The 20,192-nt window shown below is 50.5% G+C and carries 16 protein-coding genes; 9 read left to right on the top strand and 7 right to left on the bottom strand.

What is annotated here, in order from left to right; translation table 11 throughout:
- Positions 1-174: 174 nt before the first annotated feature.
- Both KK083_RS25035 and KK083_RS25030 read left to right on the top strand, forming a co-directional pair.
- The gene (locus KK083_RS25035; RefSeq protein WP_254168571.1) at positions 175-966 is read left to right on the top strand and encodes a TrmH family RNA methyltransferase; all 792 of its coding nucleotides are present in this window, start codon (positions 175-177) and stop codon (positions 964-966) included.
- Between the two features lie 77 nt (positions 967-1,043).
- Positions 1,044-2,999 carry a PAS domain-containing protein gene (locus KK083_RS25030; protein WP_254168569.1) on the top strand — a complete coding sequence of 652 codons (1,956 nt, stop codon included), beginning with the start codon at positions 1,044-1,046 and terminating at the stop codon, positions 2,997-2,999.
- Positions 3,000-3,269: 270 nt separating this feature from the next.
- Here the strand turns inward: KK083_RS25030 and KK083_RS25025 are convergent, their stop codons facing one another.
- The gene (locus KK083_RS25025) at positions 3,270-5,669 is read right to left on the bottom strand and encodes an ABC transporter permease (protein ID WP_254168567.1); all 2,400 of its coding nucleotides are present in this window, start codon (positions 5,667-5,669) and stop codon (positions 3,270-3,272) included.
- A 407-nt stretch (positions 5,670-6,076) separates the two neighbouring features.
- Between KK083_RS25025 and KK083_RS25020 the strand changes: the two genes are divergently transcribed.
- On the top strand, positions 6,077-7,849 hold the full coding sequence (locus tag KK083_RS25020; protein WP_254168565.1) for a hypothetical protein: 1,773 nt from the start codon (positions 6,077-6,079) through the stop codon (positions 7,847-7,849).
- A gap of 153 nt (positions 7,850-8,002) precedes the next feature.
- Here KK083_RS25020 and KK083_RS25015 read toward each other — a convergent pair whose 3' ends face one another.
- Positions 8,003-8,536, bottom strand: a complete 534-nt coding sequence (locus tag KK083_RS25015; protein WP_254168563.1) for a DUF4199 domain-containing protein — start codon at positions 8,534-8,536, stop codon at positions 8,003-8,005.
- A 169-nt stretch (positions 8,537-8,705) separates the two neighbouring features.
- On the bottom strand, positions 8,706-9,137 hold the full coding sequence (locus tag KK083_RS25010) for a response regulator transcription factor (RefSeq protein ID WP_254168562.1): 432 nt from the start codon (positions 9,135-9,137) through the stop codon (positions 8,706-8,708).
- A gap of 106 nt (positions 9,138-9,243) precedes the next feature.
- On the opposite strand from KK083_RS25010, the gene KK083_RS25005 reads away from it, so the two are divergent.
- Positions 9,244-9,579: an MmcQ/YjbR family DNA-binding protein gene (locus KK083_RS25005; RefSeq protein WP_254168560.1), complete on the top strand. Its 336-nt coding sequence runs from the start codon at positions 9,244-9,246 to the stop codon at positions 9,577-9,579.
- Positions 9,580-9,603: 24 nt separating this feature from the next.
- The gene (locus tag KK083_RS25000; RefSeq protein WP_254168559.1) at positions 9,604-11,244 is read left to right on the top strand and encodes a Na+/H+ antiporter; all 1,641 of its coding nucleotides are present in this window, start codon (positions 9,604-9,606) and stop codon (positions 11,242-11,244) included.
- Here the strand turns inward: KK083_RS25000 and KK083_RS24995 are convergent, their stop codons facing one another.
- From KK083_RS24995 to KK083_RS24980, 4 genes are all read right to left on the bottom strand, one after another.
- Positions 11,245-12,783 (bottom strand): YifB family Mg chelatase-like AAA ATPase, encoded by a 1,539-nt coding sequence (locus KK083_RS24995; protein WP_254168557.1) that lies wholly within the window; start codon positions 12,781-12,783, stop codon positions 11,245-11,247.
- 34 nt (positions 12,784-12,817) lie between these two features.
- The gene (locus KK083_RS24990; protein ID WP_254168555.1) at positions 12,818-13,150 is read right to left on the bottom strand and encodes a hypothetical protein; all 333 of its coding nucleotides are present in this window, start codon (positions 13,148-13,150) and stop codon (positions 12,818-12,820) included.
- Positions 13,151-13,224: 74 nt separating this feature from the next.
- The gene (locus KK083_RS24985; protein WP_254168553.1) at positions 13,225-15,057 is read right to left on the bottom strand and encodes an ABC transporter ATP-binding protein; all 1,833 of its coding nucleotides are present in this window, start codon (positions 15,055-15,057) and stop codon (positions 13,225-13,227) included.
- 7 nt (positions 15,058-15,064) lie between these two features.
- Positions 15,065-16,729 (bottom strand): hypothetical protein, encoded by a 1,665-nt coding sequence (locus tag KK083_RS24980; RefSeq protein WP_254168551.1) that lies wholly within the window; start codon positions 16,727-16,729, stop codon positions 15,065-15,067.
- Positions 16,730-17,025: 296 nt separating this feature from the next.
- On the opposite strand from KK083_RS24980, the gene KK083_RS24975 reads away from it, so the two are divergent.
- From KK083_RS24975 to KK083_RS24960, 4 genes are all read left to right on the top strand, one after another.
- Positions 17,026-17,274, top strand: coding sequence for a type B 50S ribosomal protein L31 (locus KK083_RS24975; RefSeq protein WP_254168550.1), 249 nt, complete (start codon positions 17,026-17,028; stop codon positions 17,272-17,274).
- 231 nt (positions 17,275-17,505) lie between these two features.
- Positions 17,506-18,684: a GlmU family protein gene (locus tag KK083_RS24970; protein WP_254168649.1), complete on the top strand. Its 1,179-nt coding sequence runs from the start codon at positions 17,506-17,508 to the stop codon at positions 18,682-18,684.
- Positions 18,685-18,696: 12 nt separating this feature from the next.
- Positions 18,697-19,491 (top strand): hypothetical protein, encoded by a 795-nt coding sequence (locus KK083_RS24965; protein ID WP_254168548.1) that lies wholly within the window; start codon positions 18,697-18,699, stop codon positions 19,489-19,491.
- On the top strand, positions 19,488-20,192 hold a 705-nt coding region (locus KK083_RS24960), incomplete at its 3' end, for a DNA polymerase III subunit (protein WP_369074977.1). The genes KK083_RS24965 and KK083_RS24960, both read left to right, overlap by 4 nt.

The following is a 20,192-nucleotide window of genomic DNA, read 5'->3' as shown; positions in this document are numbered from 1 at the left end:
GGAGCCCTTGTTGATGTTCGCAAAGCCTGGTTGGTGAAGAACACCAACAAGACTTTGCAAACAGGCCCGGACAGGCAGTGCAAATGTGCAGATTTTAATGATGCTTAACTCAAAAATTTGCACCTTAGCGCACGGTTCCGGCACCTGCCGGCATGTTTATCGCGGCACTGAAAGATGCATTTCACTATTACCAGCACCCAGAATCCGAAGATCAAAAACCTGCTAGCGCTTGAAAAACCACGGGAGCGGAGAAAGCAATGCCTGTTTGTGATCGAAGGCAAAAAGGAGATCGGCATGGCACTGCAGGCTGGTTATAAAATAGGCAACCTTTTCTTTTGCGAGGAGCTGATCTCGCGACAGGAGCTCGAAGCGCTGGGCACATCAGACAAGCTGCTCGTTCCGGTATCAAAAGAAGTATTCGACAAAATCGCCGTAAGGGAGAATTCCGGTGGTGTGCTGGCGGTGGCGGAGCAGAAAACGCACAGGCTGGAGGAAGTAACGCTCTCTGCCAATCCGCTGCTGCTGATCTTGGAGTCTGTTGAAAAGCCGGGGAACCTGGGCGCTATACTCAGAACGGCAGATGCATCGGGGGTTGATGCCGTGATCATTTGTGATACGCAAACCGATTTTTACAACCCCAACGTGATCCGCTCCAGCATCGGGTGCATCTTCACAACCCGTACGGCGTCTGCATCTTCAGAAGACACCATTGCCTGGCTCAGGAAAAGGAACATCAGCATTTACTGCACCTACCTGAAAGCGTCCCAACCCTATCACCTGATCGACTTCCGGAAGCCGGCCGCGATCGTTATGGGCACTGAATCCACGGGCCTTTCCGATACCTGGGTACGGGCCTCTGACGCCAATATCATTATTCCCATGCAGGGAGTTATCGATTCAATGAACGTTTCCACTGCCGCAGCAGTTGTGGTGTTTGAAGCCCGGCGCCAGCGGGGATTCAAATAAAAATTTTGATTTCTGTAAACAATGAGAAGTCTGTATAAATTTTTCTTACCTTAGTGTGTTGAACTTGGTCCTTCCCCATGGAGAAGCGTTCATTATCCAAAAAAAATATCCAGGACGAAAAATTTCTCAATGCCTTAGCAGAAGCTTTCCGGCTTCAGGAGGCTATTCTCAGTACTACTGAGCTGGCTATTCTTTCGGTTACGCCGGAGGGGATCATTTCAAGTTTCAACAGGGCTGCAGAACACCTGCTGGGATACTCCGGCGAAGAAGTGATCGGCAAAACCAGCTCCCTGATCTTCCACGACCTCGATGAGGTGATCAAACGTGCGCAACTGTTATCGGAAGCGCTCAACATGGTGATCGAGCCTGTATTCGATGTATTTACCATCAAGGCACGCATCCAAAAAACGCCCAACCGCGAAGACTGGACCTTCATCCGCAAGGATGGCAGTCGTTTTCCGGCGTTGCTTTCGGTTTCCGCTTTGCGCGATGACCAGGATGTGATCACCGGTTATGTGGGCATCATCACAGACCTCAGCTACATGAAGGTCTTCGATGACCGCGTCCGGGAAAGTGAAGAAAAATTCCGCGTGCTGGCGGAAAATATTCCCGGAGCCATCTACCTCTGCCACCACGACAAGAACTATTCCGTCATCTACATCAACGATCATATCGAACGCATCACAGGTTATCCTGCGAACGATTTTCTCACGGGCAAGGTCAGCTTCTCACACCTCTTTCATCCCGAGGATGCGGAAATGATCAACTCCCGGGTGAACAAGGCGGTACAGGATAGAAAGCGGTTCCACCTGCGGTACAGGCTGCGCCACCGTTCAGGTGAATGGCGCTGGGTAGACGAAGTCGGTATCGGTGTTTTTGTTGACGGAAAGCTGAGCATGCTAGAGGGTTTTCTCAGCGACATCACCGCGCAAAAGACCGCCGAGGAGAAACTTCACAAGATCGTTGAAGAGAACCTCCGTGTATTCAACAACGCCGTAAACCTCAACGTGATCTGCGGTTTCGACGGCTACTTTAAACGCGTAAGCCTTTCATGGACCACCATCACAGGCTGGAGCGAGATCGAGCTGCTGTCACGACCGTTTTTCGATTTTGTTCACCACGAAGATATCGAAGCAACGCACGAGGCCTTTGCCGCCATCAAGAACGGAGACAACATGTTCACGTTCGAGAACCGTTACCGCTGCAGGGACGGCTCATACCGGTGGCTGCTGTGGAGCTCCGCCTGCGACCAGAATCACCAGGTAGTTTATGCTTCGGCCATCGACATCACGGAGCGTAAAAAATCAGAAGAAGAGCTGCTGAACTCCAAAAAGAATATCGAAGCCATTGCTGTCAAGCTGCAGGAACGCAACCGCCAGCTCGACGAGTTCGCGCACATCATTTCACACAACCTGCGATCGCCGGTAGGAAATATCCAGGCACTTATCAACCTGCTGGATGAGAACAGCGACATCCGCGAATACAGACTGATCTTCGACAAGCTCAAGAATGTGGCTAAAAACCTGGGTGGAACCATGAACGACCTGATGGATACACTCAAGGTGAAAACCCAAACCGATGTTGAGCGTGTGGAAGTTCATTTCAAGGATCTGCTGGACAAAGTAAGACAATCACTGGAAGGTGAGATGATCCTGGCAGAAGCCAGTGTAACCCACAACTTCGAACGGGCACACAGCATCCGGTATCCGAAGGCATACCTGGAGAGTATCTTCCAGAACCTGCTCAGCAATGCCATCAAGTACAGAGCTCCTAACCGCAAAGCCAAGATCCACTTCGAGACCAATGTACGCAACGAGGCAGTGGAGCTTCGTGTAACAGACAACGGCCAGGGTATAGACCTGAAAAAATTCGGGGACAAGCTGTTCGGCCTGCACCGCACCTTTCACAACCACGACGAAGCCCGCGGCGTAGGACTGTTCCTCATCAAAACACAGATAGAATCCATGGGTGGCTCTATCACCGCCGAAAGCCAGGTTGGCAAAGGCACTACGTTTATTATCCAGTTCGGGTAAATACAGGTTCACGCAAAGACGCTAAGAAGCGCAAAGACTCTATCGAACACATCATCCTACAAATGCAATTGTGTTGGCTTGTGTGAGCAAAGGATTCCCGGATCGCTTGCTGCGTACTTAATTCGAGCGTGTGACACTTTCGTAAGCACGTTGTTCAAATGGGGATCCTTCATTCGCACATGCCAACGCTCAAATCGCCATTCAGGATGACGGCGAAAAACAAAAAACCTCTGCGGTCTTTGCGTGAAACTGCATTCCACGTAAACTGCATTATTCGTCTCTCAATGACTTCACCGGATTAGCAGATGCTGCGCGGATCACATGGTAGCCGACGGTGGCCAGGGTGATCACAAATGCGAGCAACGCTGATGCCAGGAAGGTGAGCCATTCGCCGCTGAGCTGGATGCGGTATGCAAAATTTTGCAACCAGTCGTCGGTGACAAACCACGCTGCCGGAAATGCCAGCACCATACCGATGCCCACCAGCAGGAAAAATTCTTTTGACACCAGCACCACCAGTCCCCGTACGCTGGCACCGATCACTTTACGAACGCCGATCTCTTTAGTGCGCTGCTCCGTGGTGAATGCAGCAAGTCCCAGCAGGCCAAGGCACGCGATGGTAACCGTGAGGCCTGAAAAGATGGTGAAGATCTGGCTTCGCTTTTCGTCTGCTTTATACTGTGAGTTGAAATCCTGATCGAGGAAACTATACTCGAAGGGGTTGTTAGGGAAGATCTCCTTCCACGCTTTCTCAATTGCCGCCAGCGATTTTTTCACGTCGCCCTCTGCTGTTCTTACAAACATCAGCCTGCCATTTTTGTCGAGCACGATCATGAGCGGTTCGATCACTGAATACAATGAGTTCTGGTGATAATCCTTGAGCACACCCACCACCCGCTTTTCGATGTTTGTGTTGTTGGGTCCTGCGCCCTCCAGCACAAATTTTTTCCCGAGTGGATTGCTCCAGGCCATTCTTTTAACCATGGCCTCGTTCACCAGCACGGCAAAGGTGGTGTCAGAAACAATATCGCGTGAGAAGTCACGTCCCTGCACGATCTCCATGCCCATCGACTTTACAAAATCAAAATCTGCGTTGAACAGGTCTACACCACGGTCGGTCATTTTGCCCTCATTATCTTCAACCTTAAAAAGCAACTTGCCGATGCCTTGTCCGGGTGAGCTGGAGGCCATGCCTACACCCGCAACTTCAGGCGATTGCTTCAGGCGCTCTGCCAGCACCGGCCCTTTCTGCTGAATATCTTTTCCGCTGAGGTTCAGTCGAACAACACGCTCCTTGTCGAAACCAAGGTCCTTGTTTCTGAGGTACTGAAGCTGATCAAAAACGATAAGGGTAGAGATGAGCATAAAGACCGAAATGGCGAACTGGAAAACCACCAGGATCTTCCGGAACACAACGGTACCTCCTCTAGCCGCGAGCTTGCCCTTCAGTACGCTCACCGGATTAAAGCCAGAGAGATAGAACGCCGGATAACTTCCACCCACCACACCAACGAACAGCATGATGCCCACGAGGCTTAACAACACGGGTAACTGCAGAATGTAAGTGAACGGAAGCTCTTTGTTGGCCAGGCTATTGAAACCCGGCAGCAGCGCATAGATCAGCACGAGGCTGGTGACCAACGCGATCAGTGCCAGCACCACCGATTCTGTGATGAATTGTGCAACAAGCTGTAAACGCTGCGATCCCATCACTTTTCTTACTCCTACTTCTTTGGCCCGGTTGGCCGAACGTGCTGTGGCAAGGTTCATGTAGTTGATGCAGGCGATGATGAGCATGAACACGGCGATGGCTCCGAAAACATAGATGTAGGAGATGTCTCCGCCCTCTTCGGCTTCATCCTGTATTTTGGAATAGAGGTGAATGTCAGTCATGCGTTGAAGCTCATACTGGATCTTGATGTTGTATTGTTCGAAGATGGGATTGACCTTCTCCTTGATGATCTTGTCGAAGCTTGCATACATTTTGGAGAGATCGTACCCAGCCGGTAGCTGAACGTAGGTGGATACACCAAAATTTCCCCAGCTGCCCTGAAACTGCGGCCGTGTGTTGCGCGAGATGAGCCCATCGAACCTGAAGTGTGAATTGGGCGGAACGTCTTTGATCAGGCCGGTGATCTTGAACTCTTCGCCCTGCAGGTTTTGCAACGATTGCCCTACAACAGACTGCATGTCACCGAAATATTTTTTTGCCATCTTCTCCGTTACCACCATTGAAAACGGGTTGTCCAGCGCCGTAGCGGCATCGCCATCGATGAACGTATAGGTGAAGACATCGAACACTGTGGAGTCTACCAGGTAGAGATCTTCTTCGTAAAACTGTTTGTCGCCATTTTTATACTGGGTGCGCCCCGTACCGAAAAAGCGGACCACATTTTCGACTTCAGGGTAATTGTCGCGCAGCTCTTCTCCCAGCGGAATTTGCGCAACAGCCCAGGTGAAGGCGTTATCGGGCTCCTTAATGTTGGAGACGATCCGGTAGATGTTATCCGCATTTTTGTGGTAGCGATCGTAGCTCAGCTCATCGAGGATATACATAAGCAGGAACATGCTGCAGGTGATACCGATGGTGAGCCCGAGGATATTGATGGCACTGTAGGTTTTATCCTTCAGGATATTGCGGAGGGCGATCTTCAACAGGTTTTTCAGCATAGGGATGTTGGTTTACAGCATGATGCCTGGTGTGCAGATAAAGTTTTATGGTACCCGTCATTTATGATGGTCGTAGCCACAAAAAAAGCAGGGTTCAACCACCTAAACCTAAACCTATGAAGAGTCTTTGATGGTTGAACCCCGTAAAATCTAATTGCAAAACGGTTGGCAATTCCCGTACCAATTGCCGGAAGTTTAATAACTGGGGTTCGGGCTTAAAGAATTGTTCGTTTTTTAGTTTCCGGTGTCCGGGGCCGGGCGTTTGGAGGAAGCCTTGTTGCTTCGTGGAAATTTATCCTCTGTAAACAGCCAACAGGCTATGGGATGATTTTTTTCGCCTGTACTTCATCCCGCTGAGCTTTTCCTGTGAAAGTTCAATGACACCAAAAAACTGACCCAAACCACCTATGATCTCAAAGAGCTCATCACCCATCTCCCCACGTTTATGCTTTATCCTGTTCTTTTCCAAAGCCATCCTTTATTTCACCGGTATGGTCCTCATTGTAGCGGGATTATTCTTCCTGGCAAACCTGGAGATCCACAACAACAGCATGGTGATGCTCATTGCATCGTTCACCGTGATACCATTGCTCTTCTGGGAGTTCAAAACTTTCCACGGGCTTGGCGCGGTCAGGCTGGCCGTTTATAACATCGCCAGTGTGCTTATCATCGCAGGTTTGACCCTGGCCATGGGTGCGGTCTATGACAAAAGCTGGGACGGCATGGCTTATCACCAGATAGGCATCGTTGAGCTGTCGCGGGGCTGGAATCCCTTCTACGAGCAGCTCCCCTACGAGGCTCAGAACAGCAAATACTTCAACCGCGAAATAGTGCTCAACCTGTGGATCAACCATTATGGCAAAGCGCTGGAAACATTCTCCGCAGTAATGATGACCCTCACCGGCAATATCGAATCCGGCAAAGTGTTCAACGTGCTGATGTTATTGTCTGCCTTCTGCTCATTGTTCTGGCTGCTCACCAGGCTAAACCTGCTGGGCATGGGGTGGAACCTGCTGGTAGCCGCTGCAGCCACTTTTAACCCGATAGCCATAAACCAGCTCTTCAGCTATTACCTCGATGGCGCGCTGGGCTCACTGATCCTGATCCTGATGTGCCAGCTGATCATGCTGATGCGCAGAGACGGCCGGGAAGAGCGATGGCCTACATACATCTCCATTTTTTTTACTTCCGTCATTCTCATCAACCTCAAATTCACGGGACTGATCTACCATGCCTGGATCTGCCTGGTGTTTCTTGGCCTCGTGCTTTATCTGAAGCAGTTCAAGATGCTTGGGCATTTTGTAGCAGCAGCCGCTGTCTCAGGATTGATTGCTGTGTTTATTGCCGGTTTTAATCCTTATGTAACAAACACGATTCGTGCGGGCCATCCCTTTTATCCGCTGGCAGGTGAGAACAAGGTTGACGCCATTGTTCACATGACGCCCAAACCACTGAAGGCACATAACACCTTCGGGAAATTTCTGATCAGTAATTTTTCGCGTTGCGACAACTTTGGCGAAACAAGCGATCGCGCCGTAGCCTACAAAGTACCCTTTACATTCACCGCGCAGGAGCTCAAGATCTTCCAAAGCGAAGGCATCCGCCTGAATGCCCTCGGGCCGTTGTGGAGCGGAATATTCTGTGTAACCCTCGTGTTGCTGGTGATCATCTTCATCCAGCTAAAAGGTATAAATCGAATCTATCTGCTGGCCCTCGTCGCCAGCGTGGCAGGTGCTGTGGCCATCAACCCGGCCTCATGGTGGGCAAGGTTCATACCCCAGCTCTGGCTTCTGCCGGTGATCGTATTTGTCTTTCTGCTCTTCGCGCAAACCAAGAACATACTGCGCTTCATCAGCAAAACAGCCGTGTTGCTGCTCATTGCCAACACGGCGCTCATAGCCGGGGTCTACTTTTATTCAGTGTATTCCAGCACCCGGTCTGCCAACCAGGTTTTTGAAACGCTGAGAAGGAGCACTACGCCGGTCTTCGTCTACTTCGACATTTTCACACCCAATGAAAAGAAGCTGGAAGCTAACAGGGTGAGTTTTGTGAAGGTTGGCCGACTTAGCGAGTTGCCATGTGACAGCGCGATGCAGATTTTGAAAATTGATTATTGCATGGGAGGTGGAAAAAGTCCACGGTCCACAGTCCACAGCAGCGTGGTGAATAGTAGGCAGTAGGCAATCCCGATAGCTATCGGGACCGATGGATCGGAGAACAGTAGGCCAAGGACCGAGAATGATTCCAGGTCATTTACTATTCAAATTGAAACAGCCACGTGAGGTATGGAGCCTGCCCATTGCCTATTGCCCTTTGTCTACTGCCTACTTATTTTAAGCCGGTAGCACTTCTCTCTTCCTCAACAACGCCGCACTAAGGAAGGTAATGACCACACCTACGGGCAGGATCTCCATGAGGGTGACGCCGAAGCGGATCAATAAACTTTCATCATACAGTTCGTTGAAGCTCTCCATTTCCGCACGCGTTTCATCGATCTCCGCCTGGCTGGCGCCCTCGCTGACCATTTTATCGACATGATACCGGGTGTATTTTTCGGTAAAATCGCTGGCCGCCGTGTTGTAATATACTTCCCAGGTAAGCGCATACATGACCGAGGCCAGCAGGGTGATCAGCATGCCGATCTTCACGCCCTGCCAGAAAGAAATGGCTCCGCCCGAATGCTGATCGCGGTAGCTTTTTACTCCGAAAAAGACCATGGATAGCGCAATGACCATCGAACCATAGCCGATGATCATACCATTGTCGTAGTTGATGATCCCCTTGTCTAACAGGGGATGGCTGCCTAACATAATGGCCGATACAATAACGCCGCCGATGAGACCGTAGGTGATGATTACTTTTTTCATAACGTTTTATTTTTTCCGTCAAAACAGCGCTTTCTCCACCGTTCTACCCTCACCCGAAAGTGTGATTCTGACCAGGTTTAACAAGATTTAAGGATTTACAGGATTGAAATGTAAAAGTCTGACCAGGATTTAATAAGATTTAAGGATTAACAGGAATGAAATGCAAAAGTTAAGGGAGGAGGTGGAGCTCTTTGGCCTTTTGGATGGCCTGGGTGCGCCGCCTGACATCGAGCTTGACAAAGAGATTGGATGAATGGGTCTTTACCGTGTTGAGAGAGACAAACAGCCGGTCGCCAATTTCCTGGTTGGTCAGGCCACGCGCCATCAGCTCCAGCACTTCATACTCCCGCCGGCTGATGCCCAGCTGCCGGAGCTGGTCTTCGTTTACTTTGAAGTCTGCCGCGGGCTGCATTACCATGATGGTCTTTTTCCGGGTGATCTTCAGTCCCGCCCACACGCCGATGACAGTGAACAGTATCGCGACAAGCCCGATGTAAAATTCAAGCGAAAGGTCCCGGACAATATACCGGTACTCCACAAACTTTAACAGGAACACGAGCACGGCAAGCACCGCTCCATATATAAGGATTGTACGCTTCATCGATTTATAGGCTCCAAAGATATAGACTCTCCGGCATTTGGATCACTTCATGAGCACGATGGAATAAATTCCGTGTTATTTTTATATTGAGTGTCAATCATCGTTTATGACCATCACAGAATTCAGGACTCTGGCGCTGTCATTCCCTGCCACGGAAGAAAATCCTCACTTCGACAGGGCAGCCTTTAAGATCACGGGCAAAAGGATCTTCGCTACCCTGCACGAAGAAAGTGGCACGGCCAACCTGAAGCTCTCAGCGGTAGACCAGTCTGTGTTCTGCGAATACGATAAAAAAATTGTTTATCCTGTGCCCAACAAATGGGGTCTTCAGGGCTGGACAACTTTTGAATTGAAAAAGATCCCCAAGCGATTTATGCACGATGCCCTTGACACGGCTTACAAGGATGCCTTGCAGTCGGGGGCCAGGAAAAAGAAGAAGTGATCTTAAAAATATTATTTTTGGCCGATGGAATCCGCCCTCAATACGCCTACTATCCACAGCTACCTGTTCCTTTGTATCGCGCTGATCATCACCGTCTCGCTGCTGGTGATGCTGGGCCAAAAACTGCGCATCTCCTACCCGATCTTCCTGGTGCTGGGCGGCCTGCTCATCAGCTTTATCCCGGGCATCCCTAACATCAAGATCAACCCGGAATTGATCTTTCTCATTTTTCTGCCGCCACTCTTATATGACGCCGCCTGGAATACTTCCTGGAAAGATTTCTGGCGATGGCGCAGGGTGATCAGCGTGCTGGCTTTTGGATTGGTGATCGTTACCTCTGTGGTAGTGGCGTTTGTTTCAAGCTCGCTTATTCCCGGCTTTACACTCTCGCTCGGCTTTTTGCTGGGAGGTATCATCTCTCCGCCGGATGCGGTGGCCGCTACCTCCGTACTGAAAGGCATCAAGGTTCCAAGACGGGTAGTGGCGATCCTTGAAGGTGAAAGCCTCATCAACGACGCATCGAGCTTGATCGTGTTCCGGTTTGCGCTGGTCGCGGTCATTGCCGGAACTTTTGTTTGGCACCAGGCCATCGTCGACTTTTCGCTGGTGACTTTTATGGGTATTGTAGTAGGGTTGGTCATTGCGCTGGTGCTGTATGCCGTATTACGCTGGCTTCCCACAACACCGAGCATCGATACCGCATTGTCGTTTACCGCCCCCTACCTGATGTATCTCACTGCGGAACATTTTCATGTTTCCGGCGTGATGGCCGTGGTAAGCGGAGGGTTGTTCATCTCCTACCGCAGCCACGAGCTGTTCAGCCACTCCAGCAGGCTGCAGAGCGTCAGCATGTGGTCAACCACCACTTTTGTGCTGAATGGACTTGTGTTCATGCTCATCGGTCTTGAGCTGCCTACCATCATGGAAGGATTGGAAGGTTATTCCCTGGGGGAAGCTATCGGTTACAGCCTCATCATCGCGGTAGCCATCATCATCACCCGTATAGGTTTCGCCTTGTTCGCTTCGATGTTCACGGTATTCATCAGCCGCTTCATTACGGTAGCCGACGACAGACCAGGCTGGCAAGGCCCGCTGATCATTGGGTGGGCCGGCATGCGCGGGGTGGTGTCGCTTGCCGCGGCGCTTTCTATTCCCTTACTGATGAGCAACGGCGATCCGTTCCCGCACCGGAACCTGATCCTGTTCATCACCTTCGTGGTCATCTTCATCACACTGGTAGTGCAGGGGTTGTCGTTCCCGCTCATCATCCGCTGGATCAAATACCAGGATCCCGATCATGTGCTGCCCGCCAAAAAACAGGACGAGCAGATCCAGCTTCAGCTGCTGAAAGTTGCGCTCGAAAAGCTCATCAAAAAATATCCGGGCGAATCAGTCGACAACGCGCTGGTGGCAAACCTCAAAACGCGTTATGAAAATGAATCAGGACTCATCGCCAACCACTCCGGCACGGCCGAACCCGAAACTGAAAAAGAAACCGTTGACGAGTTCCGGAAAGTTTTCGCCGAGCTGATCAAGGTGCAGCGCCGCGAGCTCATGAAATTCCGCACCCAGGAAGGTTTCGAAGATGAGATCATCCGCAAACACGAAAACCAGCTTGACTTAGAGGAAGAGAAGGTGAAGCATAAGTTTGAGGCGTTTGAGTAGTCACCCCGCCCATCCGTCTCTATCGAGACTCCTGTACTGGATCGCTTCCGCTAAATGCTCCGCTCTGATGTGTTCAGACTCTGCAAGGTCAGCCACTGTTCGTGATACTTTCAGGATCCGGTCATAGGCCCGCGCGGAGAGTCCCAGTCGCTCCATGGCAGTTTTCAGCAATGCCTTGCCAGCATCATCGACGGCGCAGAGCTGCTTCACCATGTTGGAAGGCATCATGGCGTTGCAGTAGACGCTCTCATGATCCTGAAAACGGTGCGACTGGATGCCGCGCGCTTTCACCACACGCTCACGGATCTGTTCGCTGGTCTCCACTTTTCTGTTGGCGGTCATTTCGTCGAAGCTTACGGGAACAACTTCCACATGCAGGTCTATACGATCCAGCAGTGGCCCACTGATCTTGCTCAGGTAACGCTGCACCACGCCTGGGGCGCAGACGCATTCTTTCTCAGGGTGATTATAGTATCCGCAGGGACACGGGTTCATGCTGGCTACGAGCATGAAGTTGGAAGGATAGTCGATGGAAAACCTGGCGCGTGAGATCGTCACCCTTCGCTCTTCCATGGGCTGACGCATCACCTCCAGCACAGAACGTTTGAATTCCGGAAGCTCGTCAAGGAACAACACACCGTTGTGCGACAGCGAGATCTCACCGGGCTGCGGATTGCTGCCGCCGCCGACCAGGGCAACATTAGACATGGTATGATGTGGCGAGCGAAAAGGACGTGTGGTAAGCAGCGCCGTATCTCTTATCAGCTTTCCGGCCACCGAATGGATCTTGGTGGTCTCCAGCGCTTCGTTCAGCGTGAGGGGTGGCAGGATGGTGGAAAGACGTTTGGCCAGCATGGTCTTGCCTGCGCCGGGTGGGCCGATCATGATCACATTGTGACCTCCCGCCGCCGCGATCTCCAGTGCACGTTTGATGTTCTCCTGGCCCTGAACATCTTTAAAATCGCTGTCGTAATCATTCTGCCGCGTGGCAAACATCTCGTGGGCATCAACGCATACGGGATCGATCACGGAAGCCTCCTCCAGAAAATCTACAGCTTCTTTTAAATTCGAGACGGGCAGTACAGGGAGGTCTTTCACCACGGCGGCTTCGCGGGCATTGTCTGCGGGAAGGATAAATCCCTTGAAGCCTTCCTGGCGTGCCTGGATGGCGATGGGAAGCGCGCCTTTGATCGGCCGGAGATTTCCATCCAGCGAAAGCTCCCCCATGATGAGGTATTGATCGAGCTTTCCGGAATTGATCTGCCCGGAAGCCTGCAGTACACACAAGGCGATGGGGAGGTCATAGGCGGATCCTTCTTTGCGGATGTCGGCGGGCGCCAGGTTCACCACCGTTCTTTTACGAGGCATGAAGAAGCCGCTGCTTTTCAGGGCGGAGCCAACGCGGTGCTGGCTTTCTTTGACGGCACTGTCGGGTAAGCCGCTCATGAAGAACTTGAGTCCCTGAGCGACATCCACTTCAATGGATATGGTCTTCGCGTTCACCCCGTGAACGGCGCTACCGAAAGTTTTTGCAAGCATGGAGAGAGGGTACTTTTAGAAAATTTACATGTGGCTAAGATGATTTGATATTAGGATTGGAGGGACGTGAAGCTTGTTTGGCGGCTTCCTGCAGATCGAAAAGTTTCGCTTTCAGGGTGTTGTTCTCCTGCGCCAGCACAGCCTTTTCTTTCTTTTCGTCGCGGTTGATTTTCAGCGCCCAGACGAGATCGGCGATCAGCAGCACCAGGCCTAAAAAGGCACCGTATTTCATCACCGACATCCACTTCAGCATTTGTGTCAGAAATGAAAAATCATTCTTGTTGGATTCAATGAAGATGGTGAAGACTACGAGGAACAAGTGAAAAGCGCCAAATACCGCGTAGAAGATAAGCCTGTTTTTTTTCATGGAATTAAAATTATCCGGCATAACCGGCTGCTAAAGGTAATTAAAATAAAAACACTCCAAAACGCCCGCATAGCCTAGACTTTCTGGATTTCATTCAGTTTCCGATACAATCCGCTTTGTAAAATCAGCGCATCGTGCCGGCCGCGTTCAATGATCTGACCGTTCTGGATCACAATGATCTCATCCGCATGCTGGATGGTGCTCAGGCGGTGCGCGATGACGATAGACGTTCTGTTCTTCATCAGGTTATTGAGCGCATCCTGCACCAGTCTTTCGGATTCTGAATCCAGTGCCGAAGTAGCTTCGTCCAGGATCAGGATCGGCGGATTTTTCAACACGGCCCTGGCGATGCTGAGGCGCTGGCGTTGGCCTCCTGACAGCTTCGAGCCACGCTCACCGATCAGGGTCTGATAGCCTTGCGGGGTCTGCATGATGAAGTCGTGCGCGTTGGCTACTTTCGCGGCCCTGATCACATCCTCTTCGTTCACGTTCTCCATACCGAAAGCGATGTTATTAAAAATGGTGTCGTTGAACAGAATCGATTCCTGCGTTACTACGCCCATCTGCTTTCGCAGCGATTCAATATCGTAATCGGGCAGCGGAACACCGTCCAGCGTTACTTCACCCTCTGCGGGATCGTAGAAGCGGGGAATGAGGTCTGCCAGTGTCGACTTTCCTCCACCCGAAGGGCCTACCAGTGCAATGGTCTTCCCTTTTTCGATCTTCAGGTTGATGTTGCGCAGCACGTGGTCTTTATCATAGGCAAAGCTCACGTTCCTGAATTCAATGCCGTGATTGAACTCCGGAAGCGGCTTGGCGTCGGGCTTGTTACGGATCACCGGTGTGGTGTCGATCACATCGAAAATGCGTTGTGCCGATACCGTTCCCTTCTGAACAGAGGTAACACCGTTGGAGAAGTTCTTGGCGGGTTGAATGATCTGCGCAAAGATGCCGAGGAAACCCAGGAACTCACCGGGTGTAAGTGTCGAGTTCTCACCCAACACGAGCGATCCTCCGAAAAAGATAATTCCGGAAACGATGATCACACCAAGGGTCTCTGAAACAGGTGATGCAAGTTCGTTCTTGCGGGCAATGGAAAGATTGGTACGACGGTGATAGCTGGTCTCATCATCGATCTTCTTCAGGATGAAAGGCCGGGCATTGAACGCCAGGATCACCCGCATGCCTGAGAACGTCTCATCGAGAATATTCACGATCCTTCCCTGCGACTCCTGGCTTTGTTTGGCCTTGCGCTTGAGTCGTTTGATGATCTCGGCCAGTATGCCACCGGTAATGGGCAGCAATAGCAGCGTAAAGAGTGTAAGCTTCACAGAGATGAAGAAGAGCACACCAAAGTAAACAATGATGGTGATCGGTTCCTTCATCACAAATTTCAGGCTGTTGACCACGGCATTCTCCACTTCAACCACGTCGTTTGTAAAACGTGAGATCAGATCGCCCTTGCGTTGGTTGTTGAAGTAGCCGATGTGCAGCTCCGATACATTTCTGAAAATATGCATGCGGATATTCTTCACAATATCAACCTTGAGACGCGAAGCAACCATACGTTCCATGTACCGGAACAGGTTGGTGAGCACCACACTGATGATAATGGAAACGCAGATGAACAGCAGGGCATTCATGGGACCATGCTCACGGATTACCTTCATAAAATAATAGTCGAAGACATCCAGCACAAAATCCAGCGAAAGCGAAAACCTGGGCATGGCAGCAGCCACCTGCGGCGCTTTGTTCTGGGTGTAGCCGAACAACATGTTGAGCATGGGGATCACCAGTGCGATGTTGGCAACGCTAAAAATAATACCCAGCACTGAATAGATCAGAAACTGGATCATACGGCCCGCCAGGTTGGGTGCGTAACGTAAAATGCGGAGATAAACTTTCATTCAGAAATCAAAACTCGTAAAGCCGTTGCGGAATATTCCAGCGCAAAGCTAATGAACTTACAGATGTATTGTTATTGTAAATGGGCTCAGGGCTTTCACTTTGCCTGATGGTAACGGAGGCATCCACAAAAAGATTGTGCTTGAATTGCCATGAGGCCGTGAAGCTTCCGAACAGGATATCGTTGGAAATGCCCTGCCCTGTTGAATTGTTGAGCTCCTGTTGCCGTGACTGGTTGTTTTTCAGGATGTCGCCTCCCCAGTTGACGCCGACCACATCGCGACCGGCCTCGATCATGGAAAGTTTGCCGGTGATGTTGAGCCGGGGCAGTGGCTGATAACGCAAAATTCCCGTGATCTCTTTGAAATTGGCACCCAGCGGATGCGCTATCGGCTGCCGGTAGCTGGAATAACTGCCGTAGTTGGTGAAATGTGAATACGTATAAGGCCGCACGATGTTGAACTCTCCCTGCAGATCGAGGTTGGCGACGCCGAAGGCGTCTATGTATTTGCCGCCTGCCTGGATGCCATACTTGTTGGCCCACCAGCCGTCGCGCGCGCGGATGTGAGAGATCACAAACTCATCGAGCACGAACTGCCCATAGAACGATAATTTTTTCACCGCGTTCCACTTGAAGTCAAATCCCAATAACGCATTGTCAGTGCTGCCGTTCTGCTGCTCGATGGCGCGGTAAAAAATAATAGGATTGAGGTACTCCATCCTGAAGTGATCGGCGCTGGTGGAGTCGTCGGCACTGAACACAACCGACTCGAAGATACCGAGGTTCAGCTTCTTTCCGATGTTGATGCTCAGGTGATGCAGCGCGTTGAACTTGTTGGGATAGCTGTTGTTGACATTCTTATTATCTGCTATCATCTGGTTCACCATAAAAAGGTAGTTCAGCTTCCAGACCTTCACGTTGCCTTTCAGAAAAAATGCCGGCGGCGCAAAGTCGGAGAAGATCAGCGAGCGATAACCATTGCCGATGAAAAGGCGGTCGTGCCCTAACTGTAAATTGATATGGCGTGTGGCTTCGAAGGTGATGTAGCCCCTTGCCTGCAGAAAGTCCACACCGTCGCCATTGGTGTTGCTCTTCCAGAAGCCTTCATGCGGCACTACGGGATTGATCGTCATCCAGTCTGAAACGTATGATGGCAGCAGCGCCTGGTTGTCGGTGAGGTAAGTGTAGAAGCCCACTTTTTTATCGACCATACCCCGCACCTCAATGCCGCGGGTATTCACAAACAACCTTTCATTGCGGCGAGAGTCATTGCCCGCGCCAACATAGAGCACCGGGTTGATGTGCAGGTCAAAGTCTTCGGTATCGACGTGAAAGAAATCGGACTTCTTTTTATAGAAATGCCTGAGCACAGGCCGCCGGCTGTCACTGCTCGCTGCCCGGGACCACTCCCAATTGTCATTTTGAAGGTACGTACGGTTAAACTCATCCGCAGCCGACTGAAAAACTTCGTAACTGGCGGCAGTATCGATGAAGGCTACAATGGCCGATCTCCGGTACGGTTTCACTGACGTGAAGATTTCCGGGATGATCTGGCCCGACTTTACCTCGTAACGGTCTATCCAGTGATAATAATCCTCATTGAGGGGAGCGTAGTTGCTTTGGGCAAAAATGAGGGAAGGGATCAATAACAGAAGAAAGAACAACAGTTTCATTTGCCTGGTTATGGATTCGGGTAGTTAAAGCTGCAGCAAAACACGCCGCAATATCGCTAATTAATCACGGGCAATTCCTTCACCGTAAGATTTGGAGGTTTAAAAATGCTTTTGGTCAGGCCATTTTTCAATTTTCAGTATATTGAAGCTGGTTCCAGGCTTGTCCATGGTCCCATTTTGAGACTTCGATAGGCTTACGCTAAAGAAGGCTGGTAAAATGTTTAGGGTTGAAGCTTGTTTTTTGATCGTCCGCTCCTATCTTTGCAGTCCCTTTTAAGGAAAAAAGTGATTCTGATATGAAAAAAGGCATTCATCCTGAATACAAAGACGTGGTTTTCTGGGATACTTCCAGCGACCATAAGTTTATAACCCGTTCTACCCAGTCTCCCAAAGAGACCATTAAGTGGGAAGACGGCAAAGAGTACCCGGTGATCAAAGTTGAGGTTAGCTCAGCTTCGCACCCTTTCTTCACAGGTAAAAAACTGTTTGTGGATACAGCAGGCCGCGTGGAGAAGTTCAAAAACAAATACCAAAAGAAAGCTTAATACTTCTTCAAATAAGCACTGTGAAAGGTCTTCGTTCTGAAGACCTTTTTTATTGACCAGGATTTTTGGGATTAGCAGGATTTACAGGATTTTGCCGCGACTACCTACTTCTGGTACCGGCCGTTATCCTGATACTGAATTTATCCTCTAAATCCTTCAATCCTCTAAATCGTGGTTTGGCCTTTATCCTGTCCATCCTGTAAATCCTCTTAATCCTGGTTATATTTGAAAATGAATCTTATCCTCTTCGACGATCCGATTATCCGTCTCAACCTCCTGCCATTTACTTTCACACGCCCTACCGCCAAGGTCAGGGTAGGTATGCTTACCATCGCCGAAAAATGGGAAAAGCGGCTGGGTACTACCGCCTCTTTTAAAACGGAGGAATATCTTCAAAAGAAATTCCCGGTGAAGTCAACGGACCAGAACCTGCTGGTGAATGGCGCTGTGTGCCCGGATCAAAAGCTGGCCGACCACGTGAAGTCGTTGCAGCCCGGATATTACCTGATCAAGGGTACGTTGCTGATTGCGGCCAACCGCCCGGAGCAGGAAATGAGCGGCAACAATACCATTGAATATGGGGATGACGTAACGGTGATCGATAAAACGTGGAAGATCTTTTACGAGAATGGGCGACAGCTTAGGCTCGATTTCCCGCTCGTGACAGGCGGACGGCGGTCTGCGGGCATCCAGGATAAACACACCATAGTTTACGGAGAAGAGAATTTGTTTGTAGAAGAGGGCGTAAGCATCCGGGCCGCCATCATCAATGCTGAGAACGGTCCTGTATACTTAGGCAAGAACAGCATCATCCAGGAAGGCGCCATGATCCGGGGGGCGTTCGCGTTGTGCGAAGGCTCTCACCTGAACATGGGCGCGAAGATGCGGGGCGATATTACTGTGGGTCCTTATTCGAAAGTAGGCGGTGAAGTAAGCGCTTCTGTCATATTCGGATACAGCAACAAGGCGCACGATGGTTTCCTGGGCTGCTCAGTATTGGGTGAATGGTGCAACCTTGGGGCCGACACTAACACCTCGAACCTGAAGAACAACTACGAGCCGGTGAAATTATGGAATCACCTCGCCGGCAAGTTCGAGAGCACCGGGCTACAATTCTGCGGCCTGATGATGGGCGACCACAGTAAATGCGGCATCAACACCATGTTCAACACGGGCACGGTGGTGGATGTATCGGCGAATGTTTATGGCGAAGGATTTCCAGCCAACTACGTTCCGTCTTTTGCCTGGGGCGGCGCCGGTGGATTTACAACGTACAGGCCAGACAAAGCATTTGAAACTGCCTTCCGCGCCATGGAGCGAAGGAATGTGGCGCTGGATGAAACGGAGAAGAACATCCTGGCAAAAGTTTTTGAAATGACGTCACAGCACAGAACCTGGGAAAAGAATTAAGTATCCATGGAAATGAATAAATTCCTCAAAGTAGTCTGGTCCGTTAACGGTATTCTGATCCTTCTTCTTTTACTTGGCAGTGGTGTTGCCTTGCTGGCTTCATACATCAGCAGCTTTAGTTATGTATCGCCGCCGGAAGTCATTGTAGGCGAAGCGCTAGAGGAAGCAAAAGCAAAAGGCCTGATATTGCAGGGATTGACCTATGAACAGCCTCGCTCTATTATGTACACCGACCATTTCCTGCTTCCCGTTTCAATCAGAACCTACGAGAACCCCAGGCAGAGCAGCAGCAAGCTTGACCTAAGCCTTGGTAGCGGATCGTACTACAGCAGCACACAAGAATATAGCAACGTTATCAATGTCGTATTCCTCAACAGGCAAATGGAGCCTCAAACCATCCTGCTTGACAAGAAAGGATTCATCGATTCATTCCAGTACCCTGGCAATGAGGACGCACTTCCCTATCAATCGCAAGCAAAGGATACGCTGCAACGGCACATCACTTATCTGATCGCCTTTGAAGATTCAAATAAAGACGGAGCCATTGACGGAGCCGACAATCGGGATCTTTACCTGTCTGACCTTAACGGGGCCAACCTGAAAAAGATCACTACAAACGTAGATGTCACGCATTACTATTTTCTGGATAAAAACAGGATCCTTATCAAATTCCAGCGGCGTGAGAAGGAACCCGAAGAACACCGAAAAGAATTCTTAGCGTTGTACGCGATAAAGGAAAGTAAACTAACGGAGCTTTCGTCATTGCACGAAACATTGAATAAGATTGAAAGCATTATTGTGAAATGAGATTTTCGGATATACCCGGCCTGGCAGAAGTTAAAACACTTCTTATCGATGCGGTTAAAAGCAACCACAGCGCCCACGCGCAACTTTTTGCAGGCGCCAAGGGAGCCCTGAACCTGCCGATGGCCCTGGCCTACGCCACGTACCTGCACTGCGAGAACAAAGGTGACGACGCGTGCGGAACCTGCTCCGCCTGCTCGAAGAATGCCAAGTTCGTTCACCCTGACACACACTTCGTATTTCCGCTGAGCAACGTGAAGGGCGATAAAGATGAAGAACGTTTCAAAGCCGATATTCTGAAATCGTGGCGATCGTTTTTGTTAGAGCAGCCTTTCGGCGGACTTGACGACTGGACAAACTTCTACGGCGGCGAAGACAAACTCGCGCTCATTTCGAGAGAAGAAAGCCGCGAGATCATCAAAACCCTTTCGCTCAAACCTTTTGAAAGCAGGAACAAGGTGATGATCATCTGGCAACCCGAGCTGATGCACCCTTCTGCTGCGAATGGCATCCTCAAAATTCTGGAGGAGCCGGCACCCCATACTTTTTTTATCCTGGTCACCAACGCGGCCGATAAGCTGCTGCCCACCATCATCTCGCGCACGCAGAGCGATACGGTGCCGCTGCGGCACGACGCAGCCGTGGAGGCCTGGGTAACGCACAATCGCGCGGTAGACTCGAACCGTGCGCGCAGGATAGTGCCG

This window comes from Chryseosolibacter histidinae, from assembly GCF_018598225.1.
Classification (GTDB): domain Bacteria; phylum Bacteroidota; class Bacteroidia; order Cytophagales; family Cyclobacteriaceae; genus Chryseosolibacter; species Chryseosolibacter histidini.
The sequence above is the reverse complement of the archived record's forward strand: the minus strand, read 5'-3'. Positions and strand labels throughout refer to the sequence as shown.

What these genes read in the sequence shown, in the direction of transcription:
- KK083_RS25035 (WP_254168571.1), top strand. Translation starts at nt 175, where the DNA reads ATGCATTTCACTATTACCAGCACCCAGAATCCGAAGATCAAAAACCTG.
- KK083_RS25030 (WP_254168569.1), top strand. Translation starts at nt 1,044, where the DNA reads ATGGAGAAGCGTTCATTATCCAAAAAAAATATCCAGGACGAAAAATTT.
- KK083_RS25025 (WP_254168567.1), bottom strand. Translation starts at nt 5,669, where the DNA reads ATGCTGAAAAACCTGTTGAAGATCGCCCTCCGCAATATCCTGAAGGAT.
- KK083_RS25020 (WP_254168565.1), top strand. Translation starts at nt 6,077, where the DNA reads ATGATCTCAAAGAGCTCATCACCCATCTCCCCACGTTTATGCTTTATC.
- KK083_RS25015 (WP_254168563.1), bottom strand. Translation starts at nt 8,536, where the DNA reads ATGAAAAAAGTAATCATCACCTACGGTCTCATCGGCGGCGTTATTGTA.
- KK083_RS25010 (WP_254168562.1), bottom strand. Translation starts at nt 9,137, where the DNA reads ATGAAGCGTACAATCCTTATATATGGAGCGGTGCTTGCCGTGCTCGTG.
- KK083_RS25005 (WP_254168560.1), top strand. Translation starts at nt 9,244, where the DNA reads ATGACCATCACAGAATTCAGGACTCTGGCGCTGTCATTCCCTGCCACG.
- KK083_RS25000 (WP_254168559.1), top strand. Translation starts at nt 9,604, where the DNA reads ATGGAATCCGCCCTCAATACGCCTACTATCCACAGCTACCTGTTCCTT.
- KK083_RS24995 (WP_254168557.1), bottom strand. Translation starts at nt 12,783, where the DNA reads ATGCTTGCAAAAACTTTCGGTAGCGCCGTTCACGGGGTGAACGCGAAG.
- KK083_RS24990 (WP_254168555.1), bottom strand. Translation starts at nt 13,150, where the DNA reads ATGAAAAAAAACAGGCTTATCTTCTACGCGGTATTTGGCGCTTTTCAC.
- KK083_RS24985 (WP_254168553.1), bottom strand. Translation starts at nt 15,057, where the DNA reads ATGAAAGTTTATCTCCGCATTTTACGTTACGCACCCAACCTGGCGGGC.
- KK083_RS24980 (WP_254168551.1), bottom strand. Translation starts at nt 16,729, where the DNA reads ATGAAACTGTTGTTCTTTCTTCTGTTATTGATCCCTTCCCTCATTTTT.
- KK083_RS24975 (WP_254168550.1), top strand. Translation starts at nt 17,026, where the DNA reads ATGAAAAAAGGCATTCATCCTGAATACAAAGACGTGGTTTTCTGGGAT.
- KK083_RS24970 (WP_254168649.1), top strand. Translation starts at nt 17,506, where the DNA reads ATGAATCTTATCCTCTTCGACGATCCGATTATCCGTCTCAACCTCCTG.
- KK083_RS24965 (WP_254168548.1), top strand. Translation starts at nt 18,697, where the DNA reads ATGAATAAATTCCTCAAAGTAGTCTGGTCCGTTAACGGTATTCTGATC.